A 24624-nucleotide genomic window follows, 5' to 3' on the forward strand; every position below is an offset into this window, starting at 1 on the left:
CAGGGTTGCCGAAAGATGTCACCACGTGTCTCGCATGTTGCCGGCAGACGCTTGCGATCCTCCCCCGCCAGGGGGAGGTGTCGCCGAAGGTGACGGAGGGGGAGGATACGGAACCAACGTGGTCGCCTGCCTCCCCCTCCGTCTGGCAAGAGCCAGCCACCTCCCCCTGGCGGGGGAGGATCGTTCAGCTTCGTATTACTTCAGTGCGGCGCACGCCGTCTGGATTCGCGTGCAGGCCTCGCGGAGCAGCGCGTCTGAGGTAGCGTAGCTGATCCGGAATGCAGGGCTGAGGCCGAACGCGGCGCCCTGCACCACGGCGACCTTGGCGTCGTCGAGCAGATAGCCGACCATCGCCTCGTCGGTGTCGATCAGGCGGCCGTTCGGCGTCGTCTTGCCGATCAGTTCGGCGAACGACGGATAGACGTAGAACGCTCCCTCGGGCGTCGGGCAGTGCATGCCGTCGATCTCGTTGAGCATCGACACGACCAGATCGCGACGGCCCTGGAACGCGGTGTTGCGCTCGGCGAGGAACGACTGGTCGCCGTTGAGCGCCGCCACCGCCGCCGCCTGCGCGATCGAACACGGGTTCGAGGTCGACTGCGACTGGAGCTTGGCCATCGCCTTGATCAGCCATGATGCGCCTGCGCCGTAGCCGATCCGCCAGCCGGTCATCGCATACGCCTTCGAGCAGCCATTGACGGTCAGCGTGCGCTCGAACAGCTCGGGGCAGGCCTCGGCGATGGTCGCGAACTTGAAGCCGTCATAGACGATGTGCTCGTACATATCGTCGGCGAAGATCCAGACGTGCGGGTGCTTCGCCAGCACCGCGCCGAGCGCCTTCAGCTCGTCGATCGTGTAGCCGGCCCCGGTCGGGTTCGACGGCGAGTTGAGGATCACCCACTTGGTCTTCGGCGTGATCGCCGCGTCGAGCGCCGCGGGATCGAGCTTGTAGCCAACCTCGGGGCCTGCCTTGACGATCACCGGCACGCCGCCCGCGAACTGCACGACGTCGGGATAGCTGACCCAGTACGGCGCGGGGATGACGACTTCGTCGCCCGGATCGATCGTCGCGACCATCGCGTTGAACAGGGTGTGCTTGCCGCCGACGTTCACGCTGATCTGGTCGGTGGTGTAGGTGAGGTTGTTGTCGCGCGCGAACTTGGCGACGATCGCCTGCTTCAACTCGATCGTGCCGTCGACGTTGGTGTACTTGGTCTTGCCGTCGCGGATCGCCTGGATCGCGGCCTCTTTCACGAAGTCCGGCGTGTCGAAATCGGGTTCGCCCGCGCCAAGCCCGATCACGTCGACGCCTGCGCGCTTCAGTTCGAGAACGCGCGACGTGATCGCGAGCGTCGGCGAGGGGCTGATGCGGCCGAGCGCGGCGGATGCGTGCATGGTGTAACCTTTGCGGTTGTCCGCGAACGTCGCCGCGGATTTCGCGGGCGCTATACGCGCCGATCGGTCGAATTCGCAACCGTAACGATGGCGGGAATGAGACCACGGACTGCATTTCCGATGAAGAATCCGGCGGTCAGGTCGGCTCGGGTCAGCGGGGCTTCGGTTGCGCGGCCCGATTCGAGCAGGTCGGCGCGGAGAATGCCTGGGAGCAGGCCGTGCCGTAACGGCGGTGTCACGAGGCGTTCGCCACGTCGGACGAACAACGAGGTGAAGCTGCCTTCGGTGAGGAAGCCTTCCGCGTCCTCGAACACCACCTCGAACGTCCCCGCGGCTTTCCGGGCGTCGTCGTAGAAGGCGCGGGCGCTCGTCTTGTGGCGGAGGCGGAAGTCGGTCGCGGCGACGGGCAGCGGGACGATCGCGACGGTCGCTTGGGCAGGCGAGTGCGGGAGCGGTGCCGCCTCGATCGCGATCGCGCCGGATGGGCTGAGCAACAAGCGGATTCGGCGGGGTCCGCGCAGCCGGAAGGTGGCGGCCTGGAGTTCGTTGCGCGCGGTGTGCCGGTCGAAGGTGAAGCCCAAGGCCTCTGCGCTCGCCTTCATCCGCGCGAGATGCGCTTCGAGGCGGGGTAGGCCGTCCTCGGGATCGAACGCCATCGTCTCGATCAGGTCGAAGCGGCGCTGGCCGGCGGTGACGAACGCGCCTTTCGCGTGGCATTCGTCCCACTCTGCGTCGGCTGCGCTGTCGGCGACGATACCCGAGCCGAGGCTCATCGTCGCCGCGCCGTCCTGGATCGCCAAGGTGCGGATGGCGACGTTGAAGATCGCGTCGCCGTTCGCGTCGAAACGCCCGATCGCGCCGGTGTAGATGCCGCGGACGCGGGCGTGCTCGACCTCGGCGATGACCTCCATCGCGCGTTGCTTCGGCGCGCCGGTGATCGATCCGCAGGGGAATAGCGCGGTCAGGACGTCGACCGCGTCGCAGTCTGGTTTCAGGGTTGCGGTGACGGTCGAGGTCATCTGGTGAACGGTCGGATAGGTCTCGACGGTGAACAGGTCGGGGACCGCGACCTGGGTGGCGACGCGCGACAGGTCGTTGCGCATCAGGTCGACGATCATGAGGTTCTCGGCGCGCTGCTTGGGGTCGGCGGCGAGCGTCTCAGCGAGCGCACGGTCGGCATCGGGCGTGTCGCCTCGCGGCGCGGTGCCCTTCATCGGGCGGCAGGTGAGCGTGTCGCCGTCGAGCGCGAAGAAGAGTTCGGGGGAGAGCGACAAGAAACGCGTCTCGCCGGTGTCGATCAGCGCACCGTAGCCTGCCTTCGCCTGGCGCCGCAGCCGGGCGTAGAGCGCGAGCGGGTCGCCGGCGAACGGGACGGTGGCGGCGAAGGTGAGGTTGGCCTGGTAGATGTCGCCCGCCGCGATCAGGTCGAGCACGCGCGCAAGGCTGGCGTCGTAGGTGTCGCGGTCGATCAGCGGCTCGGGCGCACCGGTCCACGCGCCGGCGGGGTCGGGGAGGAGGGCGACGACGTCTTCGGGTGCGATCGTCCGGTACTCGGCGAACAGGCCGAACCAGAGCAGCGGGCCTTCGGTGCGGACGTCGACGGGCCTCGACGCGAGTGCGGCGCCGGCTTCGTAGGTGATGTAGCCGGCGGCGTGCAGGCCCCCCGCGCGGGCGTTTCGTAACGCGTCGAGTGCGGGGCGAATTTCGGCAAGTGTATCGGCGCGGACGATCCGAACCGGATCGCGGTACAATCGTGCAGGCGCACCCCCCTCGCGGGCGTCATCGAGCAACACGTAGGGCGCGGTCCACATCGTCGCGACTGTTGCACGGAGCGCGGGGCAAACCGCAAGCGGCGATTGCTCCTACGGGCGCGCTATCCTATTTCGAGGGTATGACAAATCCTCCCCTCCGCGCTGCGCCCCCGCTCCGTGCTGCCATCGTGCCGGTCACGCCGATCCAGCAGAACTGCACGATCATCTGGTGCACCGCGACGATGAAGGCGGCGGTGATCGATCCGGGCGGCGACCTGCCGCGGATCATGGCGGCGGTCGAACAGGCGGGGGTCACGGTCGAGAAGATCCTGCTGACGCATGGGCATATCGACCATGCGGGGGGCGCCAAACGGCTGTCGAACGACCTCGGCGTGCCGATCGAGGGACCGCACGAGGCGGACCGCTTCTGGTTGCAGCGGCTCGATCAGGATGGGCCGAAATACGGGATTTCGGGCGTGAATTTCGAGCCGGACCGGTGGCTGGTCGAGGGCGATACGGTCTCGGTCGGGGATCTGGTGCTCGATGTGTACGAGACGCCGGGGCATACCGAGGGGCATGTGATCTTCCACCACACGCCGTCGAAGTTCGCGCAGGTGGGGGATGTGCTGTTCCAGGGGTCGGTCGGGCGATCGGACATGCCTGGGGGGAATCATGAGACGCTGGTGAAGTCGATCGTCGAGAAGCTGTGGCCGCTGGGGAGCGATACGAGCTTTATTCCGGGGCATGGGCCGGCGAGCACGTTCGCGCATGAGCGGGCGACGAATATGTTCGTTAGCGATCGGGCGCTGGCGGGGTAACGGCTGCTCGCAACCCTAGCTGTTCCCCCGCGGAGGCGGGGGCCCAGACTCAACCAAGGGCGGTACGCTTGGCCCCTGGGCCCCCGCCTTCGCGGGGGAACAAGAAGAAACGCGCCCGTCGCAATTTCTCCACCCCGGCGAAGGCCGGGGCCCAATTGGAAAGGTTGCTGTAACGGAACGTGACCCACGCCAATCGACCTCCCCCAATTGGGCCCCGGCCTTCGCCGGGGGTGGTTGCGAGCGTGAGGGTTGGTCTTACTTTCGCTCCCCAGCGCTTTCAGCGCGCACGGACTTGAACTCAGACGCGTCGCGCCATTCCGGCCACAACCGGCTGTTCGCCAACTTAGTCCCGATTGTCTTGAACAAGTCCACGTCCTGCGCAGCACCACGCAGGTCCCAGTCCGCCCTCCACGCGTCACACGTCTGGTGATAGCATTTCATATAGCCATCGAGCCAAGCCTGCCCTGCCGTGCGGCCGCCTGTGACCAGGTCGGGCGCACCGCTGATCGCCATCAGCAGCAGCGTCGGCACGCCGCGCCGTGCGACCGAGAAATGGTCGGCGCGGTAGAACAGACCGCGTTCGGGGAGCGCTTCGGGCGTTACGACGCGACCTTGCGCCTTCGCGGCATCGCCGAGCATGTCCTCGAGGCTGTTCTGCCCGGCGCCTACCAGCATGACGTCCTTTGCGGGGCCTGCCGTCTGGAGGATGTCGAGCGTCAAATTAGCGACCGTCTTGGCGGCCGGATAGACCGGGTTCACCGCATAGGTCTCGGAACCCAGCAACCCGCGCTCCTCGCCACTCCACAGCGCGAAGACGACGCTCCGATCGGTGCGGGGGGCCTTGGCGAAATTGCGCGCGAGTTCGAGGACGCCCGCCACGCCGAGGCCGTCGTCGTTGGCGCCGGGACGGATGGTGCGCCCCTGCGCATCGGGCGCGCCGATGCCGTAGGCGTCCCAGTGTGCGCCGAACATGACGACCTCGTCCGCGTGCTTCGTGCCCGGCAACTTGGCGAGCACGTTCTGGCTCACGGCAGTGTCGTGCTTGACCGGCAGATCGGTGGTGAACGCCTGCTTCAGCGCGACCGGGCGGAAGTCGCTCCGCCGCGCCGCCTTGCGCAACGTCACTAGGTCGAGGCCCGAGCTTGCGAACAACCGGGTCGCCGCACCGCCCTCCAGCCATCCTTGGAGCATCACCCGCGACTCGGGATCCTTCCGGACGATATCGTAATTCTCGCCGGCGGGGGCGGTGACGGTGTTCCAGCCGTACCCCGCGCCCGCCGTGTCGTGGACGATCAGCGCGCCGACCGCGCCACGTCGCGCGGCTTCCTCGTATTTATACGTCCAGCGGCCGTAATAGGTCATCCGGCGGTCGCCGAACTTGCCCTTCGCATCGTCGCCTTGGACTGCCTCGAAATCGGGATCGTTGACGAGGAACACGGCCACCTTGCCCTTGAGGTCGAGGCCCTTGAAGTCGTCCCAGCCGCGCTCGAGCGCGCTGACGCCGTAGCCGACGAACACCATCGGCGCGTTGGCGATGGCGACACGGTCAACGCCGCGGACGGTGCTGAGATAGACGTCGCGGCCCTGCACCAGCGCGGTGTCGCCGGCGCGGACGGTGCCCGCGCCCATCCGGGTGTGGACGAGCGGCACAGGTTGCGTCCAGCTGCCGTTTGGGCCGCCGGGTTGTGCCTTCATCGCCTTGAACTGCGCGATCAGCCAGGCGATCGTCTTGGTCTCACCGGGGGTGCCGGGCGCACGGCCTTCGAAAGAGTCGGAGGCGAGCGTCTTCACGTCGGCGGACAGTCGCTCGGGCGAGACCTGTGCAACGGCAGGGGACGCGGCCAGCAGCGTGGCGGCAGTGAGGAAGCGAAACGCGCTCATGCTTGCGACCCCGACGGCACGACCTGGAACGTCTTCGCGGCCGGCACGCTGTTCGCCTGATACGCGATCGTCAGCGCCCACCCGGCCAGCACCGCCATCAGCGCCCACGTCGCCAGCGCGCCCCCTGCCCGCGGCACGCTCGATGTCGTCCGGTCCATACCGAACGCATGCGCGATTCGTGCGATCACGAACACCGCACCGGCGATCCACAGCCACAGCGTCGATCCGCCGGCGAGTTCGATCAGCCCGATCAGGATCAGGATGAACGGCGCGTACTCGGTGAAGTTTGCATGCGCGCGCATCCGTGCCTGCAGCCGCTGGTTGCCGTCGTCGCCGATCAGCACGTTATCCTTCACGCGCATCAGCACGATTCGGAAGGCGAGCCACAGGTTGACGACGGCGGCGGCCGCGGCGATCGTCAGCGTTACGGGTAATATCACGGCGTTGCCCCTCGAATATCAGGTCTTTTGTCAGGCGCATGCCCTGCCACTCCGGGCCGAAGCTTGCAACGCGGGGTGAAATCGCTATAGCGCCACGCTTCGCGAGCGTCAGGCCGCATGGGTTGCTTCAGGCGGCCGGCATTCTTGTCGGTTGCCTGTGTCCCGTGTCCGGACGTACTCGGAGCCCCGACCTTTAGATTGAACAAGGTGCCGAAATGGCCGTCCCCAAAAGAAAAACCTCGCCCTCCAAGCGCGGCATGCGCCGTGGCCACGACTCGCTCACGATCGCGTCGTTCCAGGAATGCCCCAATTGTGGCGAACTGAAGCGTCCCCACAACCTGTGCGGTTCGTGCGGTCACTATAACGGTCGCGAAATCCTCTCGATCGAGGGCTGAGGCTTCCGTCCGGAACCTCTAACTTGAACGAAGGATAAGCGATGCCCGACAGCGGCTGGATCGCGGTCGATGCGATGGGTGGCGATGACGGGCTGGCAGTGATGCTCGCCGGTGTTGCCCGCGCGCGTCATCAATTCGAGGGCATGCGCTTCCTGCTGGTCGGCGACGAAGCTGCGATTCGCGAGGGGCTGAAGGCTCATCCGAACCTGTCGCAGCATTCGGAGATCGTCCACGCGCCGGAAGTCGTCGGGTCGAGCGACAAGCCGACCCAGGCGATTCGTCGTGCCAAGAAGACCTCGATGGGCATCGCGATCGATCTGGTCAAACAGGGTCGCGCCGCCGCCGCGGTGTCGTCGGGGAATACCGGCGCGCTGATGGCGATGGCGAAGCTGTCGCTGCGGATGCTGCCCGGGATCGACCGGCCGGCCCTCGCGGCGCGTCTGCCGACGCTGGGCGATACCGACATGGTGATGCTCGACCTCGGTGCGAACACCGAGTGCGATGCGCGCAACCTCGTCCAGTTCGCGATCATGGGCGCTGCCTATGCGCGCACCGCGCTCGACATCCCGCACCCCCGCGTCGCGCTGCTGAATATCGGCAGCGAGGACATGAAGGGTACGGACGAGATCCGCGATGCGGCGGCCCAGCTGCGCGCCACGCCCGCTGTCGACATGCAATTCAACGGCTTCATCGAAGGCGACCGCCTGTCGCGCGGCGAAGTCGACGTCGTCGTGTGCGACGGGTTCTCCGGCAACATCGCGCTGAAGACCGCCGAGGGCACCGCGCGATTCGTCGCGGACCTGCTCAAGCGCGCGTTTCGCAGTTCGGTGCGCTCGAAGCTTGGCTTCCTGATCTCGCGGCCGGCGACCGAGTTGCTGCGCGATCACCTCGATCCCAACAATCACAACGGCGCGGTGTTTCTCGGGCTCAACGGCATCGTCGTGAAGAGCCACGGCGGCGCCACCGAGCGCGGCGTGGCGACGGCGATCGGCAATGCCGCCAAGATGGTCCGCAACGATCTGGTCCGGCGCATCGCCGACGATCTCGGCAGCGTGGAGAAGGCCGCATGATCCGGTCTGTGGTCATCGGCACCGGCTCCGCCCTACCCGTGCGTCGCGTCTCCAACGCCGAACTGGCGGAGCAGGTCGACACCAGCGACGAGTGGATCGTCGAGCGCACCGGCATCCGCTTCCGCCATATCGCCGGCGAAGGCGAGACGACCGCGACGCTCGCTGCCGATGCGTGCCGAGCTGCCCTCGCCGCCGCGGGCATCGAGGCCGCGAGCATCGACCTGATCGTGCTCGCCACAGCGACCCCCGACCAGACCTTCCCCGCCAGCGCCACCAAGGTGCAGGCTATGCTCGGCATCGACGATTGCGTCGCGTTCGACGTCGCCGCGGTCTGCTCGGGCTTCCTGTACGCGGTGCAGGTCGTCGACAGCATGATCCGCAGCGGCGTTGCCAAGCGCGCGCTGGTAATCGGCGCAGAGACGTTCAGCCGCATCCTCGACTGGGAAGACCGGACGACCTGCGTGCTGTTCGGCGACGGCGCCGGCGCGATCGTGCTGGAAGCGCAGGATACGGCGGACGAAGACGGTCGCGGCATCCTGACGACCAAGCTGCACGCCGATGGCCGTCACAACGAGCTTCTCTATGTCGACGGCGGCGTCTCGACGACTGGCACCGTTGGCAAGCTGCGCATGAAGGGCCGGGAGGTCTTCCGCCATGCGGTCACCAATCTGGCTTCGGTGATGACCGAGTCGCTGGCGATGGCTGGCTTGTCGTCGGACCAGGTCGACTGGGTCGTGCCACATCAGGCGAACGCCCGCATCCTCGACGCGACCGCGCGCAAACTCGGCCTTGCGGCGGGCAAGGTGGTGGTCACCGTCGACCAGCATGCCAACACGTCGGCCGCCTCCGTGCCGCTCGCGCTCGACGTCGCGGTGCGCGATGGACGTGTCCGACAAGGACAGATCGTCGTGCTCGAGGCGATGGGCGGCGGGTTCACCTGGGGTGCGGCGGTTATCCGTTTCTAATATCGGAAAACAGATCGGTTCGCTTGTAGAACAAAAGTTCTTCCGGTCGCCTTCCGCCTTGTGTAGAGAAGCGCCGAGACTGGGAGCTTGCGAATGACGATGACCGGTACACTGACACGCGCCGATCTGGCCGAGTCCCTCCACCGCGAGGTGGGATTGTCGCGTGCGGATTCCTCGAAGATCGTGGAACAGATCCTTTCTGAGATGTGCGGCGCGCTGTCCGAGGGCGAGAACGTCAAGATCTCGGGATTCGGCACGTTCGTGCTTCGTGACAAGGGTGAGCGCGTCGGTCGCAATCCGAAGACCGGCATCGAGGTGCCAATCGCACCGCGCCGCGTCCTGACGTTCCGCGCGAGCCAGATGATGCGTGAGCGCATCGTCGGTGCCGACTGACCCGGTAATGCCCGACGACGATACTTCCGATGGCGAGTTCACGGACGACATCGACGTAACGGGCGATCATGACTCCGGTACCGACACGTCGATAGATGCTGCGGATATAGCGATTGCGGGTCCGGGCAAAGCAGGTGGGGCGTTTCGGACGATAGGCGAATTATCGCGCGAGACCGGCCTGCCACAGCATATCCTGCGGTATTGGGAAACCCGGTTTCCGCAGCTAAGGCCGCTGCAACGGGCGGGCAACCGGCGCTATTACCGTGCAGACGATGCCGTGCTGGTTCGCCGGATCGACACGCTGCTCAACCGTGAAGGTTACACGGTCCGCGGCGTGCAGCAGTTGCTCGCGGCGGAGAAGGCGATGCCGGTTACGACCGAAACGATCGAGCCGGTAATTCCCGCACTGCGAGCAATCCGCGCGCTCTTGGCGCAGGCCCTAGTCGAGGACGGCAGGCGCGCGTAACGCGTCCTCTATATTGGGCTGGCCGAGAAAGGGAGAGGGGAAGGGGGAAGGACGACGCCCTCCCCCTCGCCCATCTCAATCCTCGCTGCCGAGCGTCTTCTTGGCGGCATCAAGTGCTGCCTTGCCGCCCTTGCGCACGGTCTTAACGGCACCGTCCGACGTCTTTTCGACCGTTGCGCCAGCCTTGCGGCCAAGCCCGATGGACTTCGCCATCGCACGGCGCGCTTCCGAATAGGTTGCAGCGACCATCGGATAATCGGACTTCAGGTTGAAGCGTTCGCGGTACTGCTCCGGCGTCAGGCCGTTGGTCGACAGATGACGACGCAACGTCTTGTACTTCTTGCCGTCGAGCATTGAGATGATGTGATCTGGCGATGCAAGCGACTTGCGCACCGAAACGGCCGGCTCGGACATCGGCTGCGCCATTGCCTCGGGCTCCGCATCGCCATTGCCGACAAGCTTTTCGACTGCCGAATGCATCGCCACCAGGAACGCAGGCACATCGTCAGCCGCGGTGCGCGTATTCGGGTTTGCAAGCCATGCAGCTGTCAGTTCGGCAGCGAGCTCGACCGTATTAAGTGTATCAGTCACGGTATGTCCTCGAATTGGTAAAATGCACCCCTGCTGAGGCGCCTACTATATTTGTATGAAATTTAACACCAGCTGTTTAACATACGTGCATTATTACATTTTTTTCATCGCGGGACATAAACATATCTGGTCCGCCCAATTCTGGTTGGGTTTGCCCCGTCTTCGGCATCGGTTGGAAGATGTCGGAGTACATGGGCACTTCTTGCCATGTACCTGAACCTCGTGCGCACTGTGGCAATCGCACGCCGCGGTAAACGTATTGCATACTTACCTATCGCATATCGACTGCTCGCGAATTCGCCGAACGACACTCGTTGTTTGGACACAGGCATGGTTTTGCGACAGGTCGTCGGCCATTCTGCGCCGCCAGACCGCGCATGCGGCTGTTGCGAGCAGTCCGATGAACCCAAAAGCTATTTTGAGGCGGCGACGATGCAATATAATAAAATCGGTACGCCGATCACCATGATCATGAGTAGCAGGTTCAGGTCGATGAAGCGGTTCAACCAGCCCGGCGTCTTGTCAACTTGACGATCACCATCACCAGCGGGATAGTTTTCAACAATCTCCAACTCAAATCTATTCGAAAAGAAATGCTTCGGCCGCATCCTGAGAAAAGGCGGCGGGGCTCGCTCCGGGCGTTCGACATCGCCGTCCGCCAATGGCCCACTCTCTGCAGTAGCTTTTTGTTCCGACACTGTGCGGTTTCCGTTTACTCGAGATCATGGGCGCGCGGCGCGCGTCCCAAAGGTCAGATCGAATAAAGCCCGAACTCGAACGGTGAATAGCCGCGAGCTCGGGCTAACCACGTGCGGCGAGTTGGCCCGAATGGTCGAGGAAACGCTTACGTGTCGCAGGAGCGTACATGCAAGTAACATCGTAGCCGTGATCATTGATGTCAACACACGTCGCAATGACTTGGCAGCTGCTTTCGTCGGCAGCTCCGTATTCCAACAAAAACTAGACGAGCGGGCGGCACGCTGACCGTCCGCTCGCCAGATTTAATCCGTCAGGCGAGCGTCAGACCGACGTCGACGTTACCGCGGGTAGCGTTGGAATACGGGCAAATCTCGTGAGCGGCGTCGACCAGACGCTGAGCTTCGGCGCGGTCGATACCCGGCAGCGAAACGGTCAGGTCGGTGGTGATGCCGAAACCGCCAGCCGAGCGAGGGCCGATACCGACCTTAGCGGTGACAGCGACGTCGTCGGGCAGCTTCATCTTCAACTGCTGGCCAGCGACCTTCAGCGCGCCGATGAAGCATGCGGAATAGCCGGCCGCGAACAGCTGCTCGGGGTTGCTGCCGTCGCCGCCCGCGCCGCCCAGTTCCTTCGGCGTCGAGAGCGCAACGTCGAAACGGCCGTCCTGCGACCGTGCATGGCCGTCGCGGCCGCCGGTTGCGGTGGCTTCGGTGGTGTATTTTACATCGACGGACATGCTGAAATCTCCATATTGCTTATCGCGATAAATATCTATGATGTTGCGTTACCGATGTCCAGTAAGATTTGCCGCGATAAGCAATTTTATGTACGGTCGTGTGTGAAGGAGCCTGCCGTGTCCGATCCCCTGCCCCTCGACGATCAGCTCTGCTTTTCGCTGTATGCCGCGACGATCGCGATCAATCGCGCGTACAAACCGGTGCTCGACCGGCTTGGTATTACCTATCCGCAGTTCCTCGTTCTCCAGACGCTGAACGAAGCCGAAGACGGCTGTTCGATCGGCGCGATCGCCGAGCGGCTTGCGCTGGAACCGAGCACGATCACGCCATTGGCCAAGCGGCTGGAAGCGGCGGGGCTGGTCACGCGCATCCGCAACCCCGCCGACGAACGACAGGTGCGCGTGCGGCTGACCGAAACCGGCAGGGCGCGGTGGAGGGAAACCGGGTGCCTCGGACCGCTGGTCGTCGAGCGGTCTGGCATGACCGTAGATCGGCTCGCGGCTTTGAATGCAGAGGTCGCGGCACTTCGGCGTGCTTTAGCGGGCGATCTCCCGGCAGAGCAGTAACGACCGCGATGCGTGCTACCATTGGCCACGGACGTCCCATTCGGAAGAAGGGGACAGGCGCGCGCGTTCGAATCGAGCGCCTGGTCAGCGGCGAGACCGGTGCCCACATGCCACCGGCCTCGCCATCGCCATCGCCATCGCCATCGCCATCGCCATCGCCATCGCCATCGCCATCGCCATCGCCATCGCCATTCAACAGCATGACTGCCGGGCCGTGACCACCCGAGCGCACAGGGATCGTCGTGCCATTCGCCGCGATATCGCGTTCAGCGAAGCCGGGCGGGAATGGTCGACCTGGGCCAACGCGGCTGCGTTGCGGTAGGATCGCATTCCGGGATTTGCCCGGATAGGCTGCGGCATCTCGTTCTGGCAGAGGGGCCGTAATGACGACGCTCGCCAAGCCTTTCGTAGAGCCCCGTGTTACTTCCCGTGCCACTGCCGCCGTGCCGACGATCGCCGACATTCCCTGGCTGGTCGGGTATGCGCTCGCGTTCCTGGCGGCGCATCATCTCGCCGCCGAATGGGGTGGGCGCGGTTACTATTCGCTGCTCTATCCCGCTGCCGGCTTCCGCATCGCGCTGTTGTGGCGGCGCGGGTCCCGGTTGACGCTTGCGGTCGTGATGACGGAAATCCTCGTGCAGCTTGGCACGGGCATCATCGATCCGCGATCGGCGGAGTGGCCGACCGCGCTGATCGGCGTAATTCGGCCGCCCCTCGTCTACGGGCTCGTGGTGATGCTCGTCCAGAGGATGGCGGACCGTGCCCGGACGAGCATGAGCGTCGCGCCGATGCCGCTCGGCCTCGCCTCGGTCGGCGCGCCCGCCGCCGCGGCGTTGACCGCGCTGCCCTGGTCGTTGCTACGCCCCGATCTCACCGGTGTATCCGGGCTGCGCGAGACGGTGACCTCGCTGACCGGGTTCGTCGTCGGCGACCTGCTCGGCGTCCTCCTGCTGGCACCGCCTCTACTCTGGGTGGCGGACCTTGCGACGGGCAGCGCCTCGCGGCCGGGACGCCCGAGCACGGCGTCGGTCGCGGAAGCAGTGGTGATCCTAGTGGCGTCGTTCGCGATCGAGATCCTGCTCGCGCGGATCGGCCTGGGTACGCCCCACACCCCCGTCCTGCTCGCGGTCGCATGGATCGGACTTCGGTTCGGGCGACTGGCAAGCTGGCTGGCGATCGTCGTCGTCGCGGCGATGGTCCTCCCGCAGACGGCAATGCCGATGGACATGGGCGGGCGTCTCGCGCTGCACATGAGCCTCGCGTCCATCATGGTCGTCGGGTATCTCGCCGGCAGCTTCGCCGATGCGCAGGCAAAGCTGCGCAACGACCTGGAACGCCGCGATCGCCTGTTGTTCCAGGCCGAGCGGCTGAAGACGTTGCGCGCGATGTCGGTGGCGGTCATTCACGAAATCAGCCAGCCGCTCTCGACGCTGGCGATCGAGGCCAAGCACCTGCACGAGCTGACTGTGTCGGCCGATGTCGAGATCGCGACCACCGCGGCGCTGATCGATCGCAAGGCCGCCGCATTGTCGACGCTGGTGCGCAGGCTACGTCGGTTCGGTGGGCGGACGGTCGACGTACCGACGCCCCTGCCGCTCGCGACGTTGATCGATACCGTGGCGGCGCTGGCACGGCCCGAGGCGAAGTCGCAGGGCGTCCGGCTGTCGATCGACCCGGTCTCGCCGGAGCTCGTCATCCTGGCGCAGGAGGTCGAACTGGCCCAGGCGATCGTCAACCTGGTGCGCAACGCGGTCCAGGCCTCCGGCAACGGCGAAGTGACGCTGGGCGTGACCCGCACGGGCCAAGGCGTCGAACTGACCGTCATGAACCGATCGCGGCCGCCCCGCCCCGCGCAGCCCGGCATGGGCGTGGGCATCCTCGTCGCCCGCGCGATCGTCGAAGCGCATGGCGGCACCCTGTCGCGCATCACCGATACGGCCGGGGAAACGCGCGCGACGATCGCACTTCCGCTGGTTGGAGAGCCCGAATGACCGATACGGCGTGTGGCAAGGTCTATGTCGTGGACGACGACCAGGACCTGGCCGCGACGGTCGCCCGGCTGCTTCGCCGTCACGGTCATGTCGCGGAACCGTTCCTGGATCCCGCCCCGTTGCTCGAAGCGTACGAGCGGGCACCGGCGCACTGCATCGTCACCGACGTGATGATGGGCGAGATCGACGGGTTCGACTTTGCCGATCGCGTCCGACTACTCGACCCCGCGGTCGCGATAATCTTCATGACCGCGTGGCCGACGACGGCCAACGCGGTCGATTCGGTGCGGCGCTATGGCGGCCTCGACTATCTGGAAAAGCCGATCGACGAGGACCGGTTGCTAGCCGCGATAGCCGAGGGCGTCGCGTGGTCGAACGCGCAACGCCTCGTACTCGCACGAACCGCGGGGCTGACGCCGCGCCAGCGCCAGGTGTTCGACCTGCTGGTGAAGGGGCACAATAATCAGGCGATCGCCGCCGCGCTCGCGATCAGTCCGAAAACAGTGGAAGATCACCGTGCCGCGATCGTCGCAAAGACCGGCACCAACGGTATTGCCCAGTTGATCGCGCTCGCCCGATGAGCCGCGCGGTCAGCCCGAAACCTGCGACTGTCATGGCGGAAGACGTTCGCCTGGAGCTCGCCATCCTCGACCTGCTGAAGACGCGACGCGAGGTCTACCCGACGCACCTGATCGACGCTCTGCGCGAACGCGACGCGGGGTTGCGGGTCCGCGGTCTTGGCGACGTGCTCGAAAAGCTGTTCCGGGAGCAGCGCGTCGCGCGTCTATGGCACCGGTACATGCTGCCCCACGACGTCGGCGCAGTGCGGCGAAAGTGGCTCGCAGCGATCGACGACCGGATCGGCGGGCCCGAGACGGATACCGGTGATGCGGTCGCCATCGGTCGCCGGCTGTTGGAACGCTGGGACGGCTGGTCGCACGACGCGCGCTAACCGATGTCTGCGTGCAATCGTTCGCGCTGGCGGCGCCTCATGGTGAGCCTCCGTATATTTCCCGGATTGGGCGCACGTCGCCACCGGGATACGCCGTCTGGACGATGATCCAACCAGATCGGATAAGAATTGCCCGCTTTGAAGGAACTCTCGGTTCCCTGTCGCATGAATGTCGGCGGCAAATGGTCGGACGGTTGCATTCATGACGTGTCCGACAAGGGCCTGCTCGTATCGAGCAGCGAACCGCCGATGCTCGGCACCTATGTCGACATCCGCCGTGGGACCCTCGTCGTCATCGGGCGCGTGGTGTGGAGCGGCGGCAGCCGTTTCGGCGTACGGACGCAGGACCCGGTCAACCTCGCCGCATTGCTGAGCGAGCCCGTGCTCAAGCTCCGTCCGGCCGCCGCCGAAGCGGACCGCCGCACGATGAAGCGTCAGCAGTCCACCCGACGGATCGTCGAGCAGACCGACCGGACCAAACGCCGCGCATCGGCATTCCAGTTCGTCTGTCTCGCGATCATCGGCGCGGGTATCGCCTGCTTCGCGGCCATGTCCTGTTACCAGGCATTGGTGGCCCCCCTCGGCACGACGGTCGACGTGCTCGGCGGCGCGATGAGCTGACGCGACTGCGGGCAACTACGCTCCGCGGTGTGCGTATCGCAGGGTGCTACCAGCCGGCTGCGACGCGGGCGATCGTCAATCGCGGGCTGTGCAATCGCGGGCTATGCGATCGCGTTCGATCGGTTGGCCCATTTCCAGTGCGGCAAGCACCAGCCGACTGTCGCTACCTCGCCCGTGCCGCTAAGGGAGGCACCGCAATCATCGGGACCGAGGCAGACGCATGGCGCGCAAACATTCGAAACACGGTCCCTATGAAGATCCGCAGGCCGAGGAGGACGCGCCCGTCGCGATCGTCGCGTGCTGGCTATGTGGTCGCCCGACCGGCAAGACCATCGTCTGGCACCATCCCGTCCCCAAGAGCCGGGGCGGCCGCGACGTCGTGCCGATGCATCCGATCTGCCAGCAGACGCTGACCGCGAACTTCACCAATTCCGAGCTGCAACGCCACGGCATGGACGTCGAGGGACTGCTAGCCGACCCGGCGGTGCGCAAGTTCGTCGACTGGGTCGCGAACAAGGACCCCGATTTCACCGCGACGCTGACCAAGAAGCAGCGCTGATCGCAAGGCGGTGGTGGCTGCCCGCATCTCGACAGCGAGATGACGGCACACCACATTCCGGTCAACGGAGTGCCGCCATGACCAGTTACCGCAAGTCCGAAGATGCCGTCGCCGCGCTGACGCCCGAACAATATCGGGTGACGCAGGAGAATGCGACCGAGCGTCCCGGTTCCGGTGCGTTGCTGCACACCAAGGATGCGGGGATCTACGTCGACATCGTCTCGGGCGAGCCGCTGTTCGCCAGCGCCGACAAATACGAGTCCGGTTGCGGTTGGCCGAGCTTCACGCGGCCGATCGAACCGGCGAACGTCAAGGCCAAGCGCGACTGGTCGATGCTGATCCCGCGTACCGAAGTTCGCTCGGCGCATGGCGACAGTCACTTGGGTCACGTCTTCAAGGATGGTCCGAGAAGCCGCGGGGGCCTGCGCTACTGCATCAACTCGGCGGCGCTGCGCTTCGTCCCGCGCGGGGAGATGGTGGCGCAAGGCTATGCCGCGTATCTCGATCAGGTCGAGGAAGTCCCGGCCAGGACCGAACGCGCGGTACTCGCCGGCGGATGCTTCTGGGGGATGCAGGACCTGATCCGCGCGCTGCCCGGCGTGGTCTCGACCCGCGTCGGCTATTCGGGCGGGGACATCGCCGATGCGACGTACCGCCGCCACGGCAACCATGCCGAAGCGATCGAGATCGTCTTCGATCCGGCGCGCACCGACTTCCGCACGCTGCTCGAATTCTTCTTCCAAATACACGACCCGACGACGGTCAACCGGCAGGGCAACGATCGCGGTGTGAGCTACCGCTCCGCGATATTCTACACCGACGACGATCAGAAGGCGGTCGCGCAGGATACGATCGCCGACGTCGAGGCATCGGGCCTATGGCCGGGCAAGGTCGTGACCGAACTCTCCCCGGTCGGCGATTTCTGGGAGGCCGAGCCCGAGCACCAGGATTACCTCGAGCGCAAGCCGAACGGCTACACCTGTCATTTCGTCCGCCCGAACTGGAAATTGCCGCGCCGCGCGGAGGCAGCCTGAACGCGGCGCGAGTGTGGGTCAGCCCGCCTCGCGCTGCCAGCCATCGCGCTCGGCGAATACCCGCGTGACCTCCGCCATGTTCTCGGTTCCCCAGGTACACAGCGGTGCTAGCGCCTCGGCGAGGCTGCGGCCCATCGGCGTCAGCGTATAATCGACCCGCGGCGGGACCTCATGGTGATCCGTCCGCGTCAGCACGGCGTCCGCCTCCAGTTCCTTCAATTGCTGGATCAGCATCTTGTCGCTGACGCCGCGCACCGCACGCTTAAGCTCCCCGTAGCGGTTGGGCCGCTGCAACAGGAAATACAGGATCAGCGGTTTCCATTTTCCCGCGATGATGCGGAGCGTGACGTCCAGGCCGCAGGTGAAGCCGTCAGTCGGAGGTGCAATTGTCATAACCTGGTACTTACCAAAAGGTGCATACTTGTCGATAGGTATGCGCTCCGCCAGCTAAGGATCTTCGCAACCGCGGAGACGACAGATGGACAGACTGAACGGCAAGACGGCGATCGTGACCGGCGGGGGCAGCGGGATCGGCCTCGCATCGGCCAAGCGCTTCATCGACGAGGGCGCGTTCGTCTACATCTTCGGGCGGCGGCAGGACACGCTCGACGCGGCACTGGTCGAACTCGGCGAGAATGCCCGCGCGATCAGCGGCTCGGTCTCCGACATGGCCGACCTGGACCGCCTGTTCGAGACGGTCCGGACGGAGCGCGGTTCGCTCGACATCCTGTTCGCCAATGCCGGTACCGGCGAGCTCGTCCCGCTCGGTGAAATCACGCCGGAGCATTACGACCGGACGTTCGACGTCAACGTGAAAGGGCTGCTGTTCACGGTGCAGAAGGCATTGTCGCTGATGCGGTCGGGCGGCTCGATCATCCTCACCGGATCCAGCACGAGCGTGATGGGAACGCCGCGGTTCAGCGTCTACAGCGCGACCAAGGCGGCGATCCGCAATTTCGCGCGCAGCTGGGCGCTCGATCTGCGCGGCACCGGCATTCGCGTCAACGTGCTGTCGCCGGGACCGACCAGGACCGAACTCGCGCTCGAGGTGGTCGGCGAGGATGCGATGGCGGAAATGGGCGCCGGTACCCCGATCGGCCGGATTGGCGACCCCGCCGAGATCGCCGCCGCCGCTGCCTTCCTGGCGTCCGCGGACAGCAGCTTCATGACCGGCAGCGAGATGTTCGTCGACGGCGGCGTCGCACAGATCTGAATGGCGCGAGGCTGCGCCGCAAGCGGTGCACCTCGCCCAGTTTCGACGGAGCTTCGAACGGGTCGAGCGCGCCCGCTCGTTGCAGTTCGAGCGGACGCGAGCTGCGCTTGCGGGAAATCCTGCCGCATCCTACCCCCGTGTCATCGCATCCAAAGGAACACGCGTTGTCCGTCAAACTGCTGCTTGCCGCTTTCCTGTCCACGACCGTCGGCAGCGCCGCGGCGAGTGCGCAGGCGCTGCCGCCTCCCGTCGCGCAGCCCGGTGAGAGTGCGGACGATGCGCGGCTCAAGCGGGTGTTCTACGACAGCGACGAGGCGAGCCTGAAACGCAATCCGATCGAGGGGATCTTCCGCGGCGATTTGCGCTATGCGGACCGGCTCGGCGACTATCTGACCGATGCGTATCTGGCCGCCGAACGCGCGGCGATCGAGCATGATCTGGCCGCGCTCAAGACGATCGACCGGACGAAGCTGACCGCGACCGACCAGATCGCGTACGACGTGTTCAAGACGCGCAACGAGACCGACTTGGCCGGCTATGCCCCCGCAATCGTCAGGGTCGAGCGCGACTTGCCGATCGACCATTTCAACGGGTTCCAGACCTTCTATCCCGACCTCGCATCGGGCAAGGGCGCAGCGCCGTTCAAGACGCTCGTCGACTATGAGAACAACCTGAAGCGCAACGCGCAATATGCCGCGGTGCTGGACCGCGCGATCGGGCTGTTCCGCCAGGGCATGAAGGACAGGATCGTCCAGCCGAAGCTGGTCGTGACCAACATGATCCAGGAGTTCGACAACCTCATCGCGGAGGGCGTCGAGGGATCGACCTTCTACGGCCCGGTGAAGACCTTCCCCGCGTCGATCTCGGCGGCCGACCAGACGCGGCTGAAGGCGGCCTATGCGGCGCAGATCCGCGATGTCATCACGCCTGCGCACCAGCGGATGCGGGACTTTCTCGCCAAGACGTACCTGCCGGTTGCGCGCGACACGGTAGGCCTGTCCGCGCTGCCCGGGGGCGATGCCTATTATGCCTATCTGATCCGCAAGAACACGACGCTGCCGATGATCGCCGAGCAGGTCCACCAGCTCGGCCTGTCCGAGGTCGCGCGGATCCTGAAGGGGATGGAGGCGCAGAAGCAGGCGGTCGGGTTCGAGGGCGATCTACCGGCTTTCTTCACCTTCCTGCGCACCGACAAGCAGTTTCAGCCGAGTTCGGTCGATCAGTTGCGCGACGGCTATCGTGCGATCGAAAAGCGCATCGACCAGCGCATTCCCGAGCAATTCTCGCTGACGCCGAAGACCGCGCTCGAGATCCGCCCGGTCCCGGCCTTCAAGGAAAAGACCGAGGCCGGTGGCTCGTATCAGGGCGGAACGCCTGACGGCCTGCGGCCCGGGGTATTCTATTACAATACCTACGACCTGCCTTCGCGCTACATGTGGGAGATGGAGACGCTGTTCCTGCACGAGGGCGTGCCGGGGCATCATTTCCAGATCAGTCTCGCGCAGGAGAACACCGCGCTGCCCGCCTTCATGCGGTTCGGTGGCAACACGGCCTATGTCGAGGGCTGGGCGCTGTATGCCGAAAGCCTGTGGAAAGAACTCGGCATGGAGACCGATCCGTATCAGCGGATGGGTGGGCTGAACGACGAAATGCTGCGCGCGATGCGGCTTGTGGTCGACAGCGGCATCCATGCCAAGGGTTGGACGCGTGATCAGGCGATCGAATACATGCTGGCCAACTCGCCGATGGCGCGGACCGATGCGACTGCCGAGGTGGAGCGCTACATCGCTATCCCGGGGCAAGCACTCGCCTACAAGATCGGTCAGTTGACGATCGCGCGGACCAAGGCGAAGGCGCAGGCGGCGCTCGGCGGCAAGTTCGATCCGCGCGATTTCCATGCGCAGGTGCTCGATACCGGATCGCTGCCGATGCCGGTGCTCGAACGCAAGATCGACGCCTGGATCGCTGCCGGCGGCGGGGCAGCGAAATAATCGTACGGGCGCTACCCTGCTAGAATGGTTCGGTTGGCGCTTGGTGGACAGGGTTTACCCCTGCCCTCGCCAAGCGCCAGTCGTGAACCGCGGCGGGGACGACGCGTGAGCAGCTTGCCCGCCTAGCGGCTAAGCCTTCCTCAGCGATTTGACCGCATGATCGGCAGCGCGCGCTGTCAGGGCCATGAACGTCAGCGACGGGTTCACGCACGATATCGATGCCATCTGCGCGCCGTCGGTGACGTAGAGGTTCGACGCGGCGTGCGCCTGGCTCCATTCGTTGAGCACCGAGGTGCGCGGGTCGCGGCCCATGCGAGCGCCGCCCATTTCGTGGATCGCGTCGCCGGGGACGTGCTCGCTCTCCGAACTCTTGACGTTGGTGAGCCCCGCTCCTTTCAGCATCGCCTCGCCCTGCGCCCGTGCGTCGGTCATCATCTTCAGTTCGTTGTCGCGGAAGCGGACGTCGAAGCGGACTAGCGGCACGCCGAATCGGTCGACCTTGCTGGCGTGCAGCGAAACCTTGTTGTCGGCATAGGGCAGGCATTCGCCGAACGCGCCCATGCTGAACCGCCACGGCGCGTATTTGCGCATGCCCTGCTTCATCGACGCGCCGAACCCGACCGGGGCGGCGGGGTTGCGGTAGGCGCTGCCCTGATAGCCATAGCCGCGCTTGAAGCCGACGCCCTCGTCGCCGCCGATGTTGCGGAAGCGCGGGACGTAGACGCCACCCGGACGGCGACCGAATTCGATGAACTCTTCCATGCCGGGGATGTCGCCTTCGATCCCGACGCGGAAGATGTGGTCCATCACATAGCGGCCGAGCGTACCGCTCTCGTCGAAATAGCTGCGCTCGCTCCCCGGCGCGCGCGAGTTCAGCAGGATCTGCGTGGAAGCGATCGCCGAGGCGCACAGGAAGACGAGATCGGCCTGCACCGTTTCCGCTTGCCCGGTCTTGGCATCGATGTAGCGGACGCCGGTGACCTTTTTCCGCACTGCGTCGTACGTTAGGTTGGTGACTACCGAGTCCGACTTGAGCGTCAGCCGGCCGGTCGCGCGCGCAGCCGGCAAGGTCACGGCCTGGGTCGAGAAATAGGCACCGAACGAGCAGCCATTGCCGCACTGGTTGCGGAACTGGCATTTCGTGCGGTTCTGGTCGGGCTTGTCCTCGGTCATGTTCGACAGCCGCGTGTTGATCAGTTTGCGACCGGGGAACTTGGATTCGAGACCTTGCTTCAGCCACTTCTCAGCGACATTCATCGGCATCGGCGGCTGGAATTCGCTGTCGGGCAAATAGGCGAGGTTCTCGCGCGAGCCCGATACGCCGATGTACTTCTCGACATAGCTGTACCACGGCGCGACGTCGTCATAGCGGATCGGCCAGTCGCCATCGAGGCCGTCGCGCTTGTTCGCCTCGAAGTCCTGCGGGCTCCAGCGGAAGCACCAGCGGCCCCAGATCAGCGATTTGCCACCGACCGCGCCCGGCCGGATCCAGTAGAATTTGCTGCCCTCGTCATAGGCGTAAGGGTTCAGCCGGTCGTCGTTGTGGAACTCGCGGTTGCTGGGCTGGACATAGCCGTGCTTGGCGATGAAATAATCGCTGTCCACCAATGGCTTGGGCATGATGTTGCGCGCGGGCACCTCGTAGGCGGGCTTGCCGTCATAGGTGTAGCCTTCGCCGTGCTCGACCATCTTGCCGCGGTCGAGCATCAGGACGCGCAGGCCCTTCTCCGTCAATTCCTTGGCAGCGAACCCGCCGCTGACGCCCGAACCGATTACGATCGCGTCGAACCTGTTGGTCTCAGCCATGATCTACCTCTCCTAATACTCAGAAACGCGACTGTTCAGCAGTAGCCGCTCAGAAACGAAGCGCGCGCAACGTCCGGAAACTCGTGGTGATGTCGGGCAGGTACGGCGCGGGGGCCTGGTCGTTCTCGACGTAGAAATGCCGGACGCCGGCGCTGCCCTTCAGCTTGAACAGCGCGGCGAAATCGACCGTGCCCGCGCCGACCGCCGCCATGCTGCGATCGGGCCGCATGTCCTTGACGTGATAGGCGTAGATCCGCTGCGACAGGCGCTCGATCAGCGTCGTCAAATTCTCGCCGGCATGCAGCGCCCAGTAGAGATCCAGCTCGAGCTTCACGAGCGCGGGGTCGGTCTCTTTCAGCAACCGCTCGTACAGGCTGACGCCGCCCGGCTTGGTGGTGAACTCGAAATCGTGGTTGTGATAGGCGAAGCCCAGCCCGGCCTTTTTCAGGTCGGTGGCGAACCGGTTGAAGTTCGGCAGCGCGGCGGTCCAGCCTGCCTCGTTGCGATGCTCGTCGGTCATGTACGGCAGCACGACCGTGGTGGCGCCGAGCGTCTTGGCCATCGTCACCGACTGGTCGAACCGCTGGAGCAGCGCGTCGTACCCGATATGCACCGACGGCGCGGTCAGGCCGAGCTTGTCCATCGTCTTGCGCAACTGCGCGTGGTCCATGCCTTCATAGCCGCCACCGCCAAATTCGACCTCGCGGTAGCCGATCTTGGCGACCTGACTGAGCGTACCGAACGGGTCCTTCGAGAAGATGTCGCGGATGGTGTAGAGTTGCAGGCCGATCGCCTTCAACTGTGCCGCGGAGGCGGTCGGGACGAACGCGAGCGCTGCGACCGCGCCGGAGCCGGCGAGCAGGTTTCTACGGCTGAGGATCATGCGGAATACACCTTGTTGACCTGAGAATAGGGGAATGCGCCGTTATACTCGCCCGGCACCGGCAGATATTCGCGCTCCTGCGTCATGCCGATCTCCGACGTGTAATAGCCGGTGACGACAAGCTGGCGGAACGCGGTGAAAAACACGCCGCCCGACGGGATCTGGTCGTTCATCGCGAGTGTCAGTAGCGCGTCGTGCTGTGCCGCGGTCGCCTTCGCGCCGGGGACCTTGTAGTCCGCCAAGCTTCGCGCCTCGATCGCGTCCAGCCCGGCTAGGATCGGCACGCGATCAGTGGGTGCGGCCCAGTCGGCGAGCAGCTTTTCGATGAACGCCGGGACACCCGCGGCGATCGCGCCCGGCGTGTCGGTGGTCGGCAACACGCGTTCGCTGAGCGCGGTCATTAGCGCGCGCTGGGGGGCAGTGAAGACCGCGACGCTCGGCGGGCCTTCGCTGATGACGGGGATGCCCGCCGCCGCGCCCGGTGTTGCCGCGACGCCGGCTGCGCGTGCGATCGGCGCATACAAGGCGGTGCCGAACATGGCGACGACGCCCGCGAGTGCTGTCCTGCGATCGATCATTTACCGTCCTTTCCGAGGTCCTGCGCGATCGCCGCATCGGTCAGCGGACGGACCCATATGTTGCGGAACGACACCGGCGAGTCGTGATCCTGAAGCTGGATCGGCGCGGTGTCAGCGTGCGCGGTGTAGCTTGCCACCTTGCGCCAGATGGTGGTGCCGAGCATCGCCTGATGGTTCTGGACGAGCACGCCGTTGAGCAGCGCGGTAATGTAGGCCGGGCGGAGCAGGCTGCCGTCGGCGGCGAAGCGGGGGCGCTCGAACACGATGTCGTAGGTCTGCCATTCGCCGGGACGCCGCGCGGCGTTCACCAGCGGCGGTTTCCAGCCATAGACCGCGCCGACGGTGCCATCGGCGTAGGTCGGGTTCTGCGACCCATCGAGGATCTGCAGTTCGTAGCGCTGCATGAACCAGATGCCGCTGTTGCCGCGATCCTGTGACGTCTTGGTCGGCGGGTTGGGCGAGCGGAATTCGAGGTGCATCTGCACGTTGCCGAAGCTCTGTTTCGAGACGAGGTTGTTCTCGCCACCGCTTTTGGCGCGGGAGGGGATCGTCAGCGCGCCGTTCGCGATCGGCCACGCGATGCGATCGGGCTTCCACGCGTCGAGCGAGCGCCCGTCGAACAGCAACACCGCGTCGGCGGGCGGACCGCCCGGGGCGACGGCCGGCGCGACTACGATCGGTGCGGGCCGGTCGGCGTCATGGACGTGCCACTGACCACCGGGCAGCATCGGCGTATCCTTGAAGCCTGGCTTCTCCTGCGCCGCGACCGACCACGCCGTCGTCGAAGTCACCGCCACGACGACGCTCGCCATCAACACCGTCTTCATCC

Annotated in this window: 27 protein-coding genes; 15 read left to right on the forward strand and 12 right to left on the reverse strand. The window is 65.4% G+C overall.

Translation table 11 applies throughout. From position 1 onward, the window contains the following. Nucleotides 1-195: 195 nt before the first annotated feature. Together AC1MH0_RS09725 and pabB are read right to left on the reverse strand one after the other, a co-directional pair. Nucleotides 196-1395, reverse strand: coding sequence for a pyridoxal phosphate-dependent aminotransferase (locus AC1MH0_RS09725; RefSeq protein WP_121905087.1), 1200 nt, complete (start codon nt 1393-1395; stop codon nt 196-198). A 50-nt stretch (nt 1396-1445) separates the two neighbouring features. Next, the gene (gene pabB, locus AC1MH0_RS09730; RefSeq protein ID WP_480962618.1) at nt 1446-3206 is read right to left on the reverse strand and encodes an aminodeoxychorismate synthase component I; all 1761 of its coding nucleotides are present in this window, start codon (nt 3204-3206) and stop codon (nt 1446-1448) included. Between the two features lie 80 nt (nt 3207-3286). On the opposite strand from pabB, the gene AC1MH0_RS09735 reads away from it, so the two are divergent. Then, on the forward strand, nt 3287-3964 hold the full coding sequence (locus AC1MH0_RS09735) for an MBL fold metallo-hydrolase (RefSeq protein WP_480962619.1): 678 nt from the start codon (nt 3287-3289) through the stop codon (nt 3962-3964). Between the two features lie 255 nt (nt 3965-4219). Here AC1MH0_RS09735 and AC1MH0_RS09740 read toward each other — a convergent pair whose 3' ends face one another. Both AC1MH0_RS09740 and AC1MH0_RS09745 read right to left on the reverse strand, forming a co-directional pair. After that, nucleotides 4220-5845, reverse strand: a complete 1626-nt coding sequence (locus tag AC1MH0_RS09740; protein WP_480962620.1) for a M28 family metallopeptidase — start codon at nt 5843-5845, stop codon at nt 4220-4222. Continuing rightward, the gene (locus tag AC1MH0_RS09745; RefSeq protein ID WP_480962621.1) at nt 5842-6285 is read right to left on the reverse strand and encodes an MAPEG family protein; all 444 of its coding nucleotides are present in this window, start codon (nt 6283-6285) and stop codon (nt 5842-5844) included. Before AC1MH0_RS09745 ends, AC1MH0_RS09740 begins: the two co-directional genes overlap by 4 nt. Nucleotides 6286-6500: 215 nt before the next feature. Here AC1MH0_RS09745 and rpmF point away from each other — a divergent pair, with 215 nt between their 5' ends. The 5 genes from rpmF to AC1MH0_RS09770 all read left to right on the forward strand — a co-directional run bounded on the left by rpmF (nt 6501) and on the right by AC1MH0_RS09770 (nt 9574). Beyond that, a complete protein-coding gene (rpmF, locus tag AC1MH0_RS09750) occupies nt 6501-6680 on the forward strand; it encodes a 50S ribosomal protein L32 (RefSeq protein ID WP_056054400.1) in 180 nt (59 codons plus the stop codon). Between the two features lie 41 nt (nt 6681-6721). After that, nucleotides 6722-7750 carry a phosphate acyltransferase PlsX gene (plsX, locus tag AC1MH0_RS09755; RefSeq protein ID WP_056054397.1) on the forward strand — a complete coding sequence of 343 codons (1029 nt, stop codon included), beginning with the start codon at nt 6722-6724 and terminating at the stop codon, nt 7748-7750. Next, nucleotides 7747-8715 carry a beta-ketoacyl-ACP synthase III gene (locus tag AC1MH0_RS09760; RefSeq protein ID WP_480962622.1) on the forward strand — a complete coding sequence of 323 codons (969 nt, stop codon included), beginning with the start codon at nt 7747-7749 and terminating at the stop codon, nt 8713-8715. Before plsX ends, AC1MH0_RS09760 begins: the two co-directional genes overlap by 4 nt. A 93-nt stretch (nt 8716-8808) precedes the next feature. Beyond that, a complete protein-coding gene (locus AC1MH0_RS09765) occupies nt 8809-9108 on the forward strand; it encodes an integration host factor subunit alpha (RefSeq protein ID WP_056063634.1) in 300 nt (99 codons plus the stop codon). Nucleotides 9109-9220: 112 nt separating this feature from the next. Beyond that, on the forward strand, nt 9221-9574 hold the full coding sequence (locus AC1MH0_RS09770; RefSeq protein ID WP_480965719.1) for a MerR family transcriptional regulator: 354 nt from the start codon (nt 9221-9223) through the stop codon (nt 9572-9574). Nucleotides 9575-9649: 75 nt separating this feature from the next. Here the strand turns inward: AC1MH0_RS09770 and AC1MH0_RS09775 are convergent, their stop codons facing one another. From AC1MH0_RS09775 to AC1MH0_RS09785, 3 genes are all read right to left on the reverse strand, one after another. After that, nucleotides 9650-10165, reverse strand: a complete 516-nt coding sequence (locus AC1MH0_RS09775; RefSeq protein ID WP_480962623.1) for a Ros/MucR family transcriptional regulator — start codon at nt 10163-10165, stop codon at nt 9650-9652. A gap of 413 nt (nt 10166-10578) precedes the next feature. Then, the gene (locus AC1MH0_RS09780) at nt 10579-10863 is read right to left on the reverse strand and encodes a hypothetical protein (RefSeq protein ID WP_480962624.1); all 285 of its coding nucleotides are present in this window, start codon (nt 10861-10863) and stop codon (nt 10579-10581) included. A 311-nt stretch (nt 10864-11174) separates the two neighbouring features. Next, nucleotides 11175-11600 carry an organic hydroperoxide resistance protein gene (locus tag AC1MH0_RS09785; RefSeq protein ID WP_480962625.1) on the reverse strand — a complete coding sequence of 142 codons (426 nt, stop codon included), beginning with the start codon at nt 11598-11600 and terminating at the stop codon, nt 11175-11177. Between the two features lie 117 nt (nt 11601-11717). Between AC1MH0_RS09785 and AC1MH0_RS09790 the strand changes: the two genes are divergently transcribed. From AC1MH0_RS09790 to AC1MH0_RS09820, 7 genes are all read left to right on the forward strand, one after another. Beyond that, a complete protein-coding gene (locus AC1MH0_RS09790; protein ID WP_480962626.1) occupies nt 11718-12167 on the forward strand; it encodes a MarR family winged helix-turn-helix transcriptional regulator in 450 nt (149 codons plus the stop codon). A gap of 383 nt (nt 12168-12550) precedes the next feature. Continuing rightward, a complete protein-coding gene (locus tag AC1MH0_RS09795) occupies nt 12551-14158 on the forward strand; it encodes a sensor histidine kinase (protein ID WP_480962627.1) in 1608 nt (535 codons plus the stop codon). Continuing rightward, the gene (locus AC1MH0_RS09800; RefSeq protein ID WP_480962628.1) at nt 14155-14739 is read left to right on the forward strand and encodes a response regulator transcription factor; all 585 of its coding nucleotides are present in this window, start codon (nt 14155-14157) and stop codon (nt 14737-14739) included. The genes AC1MH0_RS09795 and AC1MH0_RS09800 overlap by 4 nt, the downstream gene beginning before the upstream one ends. Further along, nucleotides 14736-15110: a hypothetical protein gene (locus AC1MH0_RS09805; protein ID WP_480962629.1), complete on the forward strand. Its 375-nt coding sequence runs from the start codon at nt 14736-14738 to the stop codon at nt 15108-15110. Before AC1MH0_RS09800 ends, AC1MH0_RS09805 begins: the two co-directional genes overlap by 4 nt. A gap of 138 nt (nt 15111-15248) precedes the next feature. Beyond that, on the forward strand, nt 15249-15731 hold the full coding sequence (locus tag AC1MH0_RS09810) for a PilZ domain-containing protein (protein ID WP_480965720.1): 483 nt from the start codon (nt 15249-15251) through the stop codon (nt 15729-15731). A gap of 220 nt (nt 15732-15951) precedes the next feature. Beyond that, the gene (locus AC1MH0_RS09815) at nt 15952-16290 is read left to right on the forward strand and encodes a hypothetical protein (protein WP_107955498.1); all 339 of its coding nucleotides are present in this window, start codon (nt 15952-15954) and stop codon (nt 16288-16290) included. A 77-nt stretch (nt 16291-16367) separates the two neighbouring features. Beyond that, nucleotides 16368-17324 (forward strand): bifunctional methionine sulfoxide reductase B/A protein, encoded by a 957-nt coding sequence (locus AC1MH0_RS09820; protein WP_480962630.1) that lies wholly within the window; start codon nt 16368-16370, stop codon nt 17322-17324. Between the two features lie 18 nt (nt 17325-17342). On the opposite strand, the gene AC1MH0_RS09825 is transcribed toward AC1MH0_RS09820, so the two are convergent. Next, a complete protein-coding gene (locus AC1MH0_RS09825; protein ID WP_480962631.1) occupies nt 17343-17717 on the reverse strand; it encodes a winged helix-turn-helix transcriptional regulator in 375 nt (124 codons plus the stop codon). 85 nt (nt 17718-17802) lie between these two features. Here AC1MH0_RS09825 and AC1MH0_RS09830 point away from each other — a divergent pair, with 85 nt between their 5' ends. Both AC1MH0_RS09830 and AC1MH0_RS09835 read left to right on the forward strand, forming a co-directional pair. Beyond that, complete coding sequence (locus AC1MH0_RS09830) at nt 17803-18537, forward strand: SDR family NAD(P)-dependent oxidoreductase (protein ID WP_480962632.1); 735 nt, start codon at nt 17803-17805, stop codon at nt 18535-18537. Nucleotides 18538-18701: 164 nt separating this feature from the next. Further along, complete coding sequence (locus tag AC1MH0_RS09835) at nt 18702-20528, forward strand: DUF885 domain-containing protein (RefSeq protein WP_480962633.1); 1827 nt, start codon at nt 18702-18704, stop codon at nt 20526-20528. Between the two features lie 129 nt (nt 20529-20657). On the opposite strand, the gene AC1MH0_RS09840 is transcribed toward AC1MH0_RS09835, so the two are convergent. Genes AC1MH0_RS09840 through AC1MH0_RS09855 form a run of 4 tightly spaced genes read right to left on the reverse strand, consistent with a single transcriptional unit; the run spans nt 20658 to nt 24622 of the window. Continuing rightward, nucleotides 20658-22334, reverse strand: coding sequence for a GMC family oxidoreductase (locus AC1MH0_RS09840; RefSeq protein ID WP_480962634.1), 1677 nt, complete (start codon nt 22332-22334; stop codon nt 20658-20660). A gap of 49 nt (nt 22335-22383) precedes the next feature. Beyond that, entirely contained in the window at nt 22384-23217 is an 834-nt protein-coding gene (locus AC1MH0_RS09845) for a sugar phosphate isomerase/epimerase family protein (RefSeq protein WP_480962635.1), read from the reverse strand. Continuing rightward, the gene (locus AC1MH0_RS09850) at nt 23214-23795 is read right to left on the reverse strand and encodes a gluconate 2-dehydrogenase subunit 3 family protein (protein ID WP_480962636.1); all 582 of its coding nucleotides are present in this window, start codon (nt 23793-23795) and stop codon (nt 23214-23216) included. Before AC1MH0_RS09850 ends, AC1MH0_RS09845 begins: the two co-directional genes overlap by 4 nt. Next, on the reverse strand, nt 23792-24622 hold the full coding sequence (locus AC1MH0_RS09855) for a 3-keto-disaccharide hydrolase (protein ID WP_480962637.1): 831 nt from the start codon (nt 24620-24622) through the stop codon (nt 23792-23794). The genes AC1MH0_RS09850 and AC1MH0_RS09855 overlap by 4 nt, the downstream gene beginning before the upstream one ends. Between the last annotated feature and the right edge of the window lie 2 nt (nt 24623-24624).

The sequence above is a fragment of the Sphingomonas sp. AP28 genome (genome assembly GCF_056680455.1).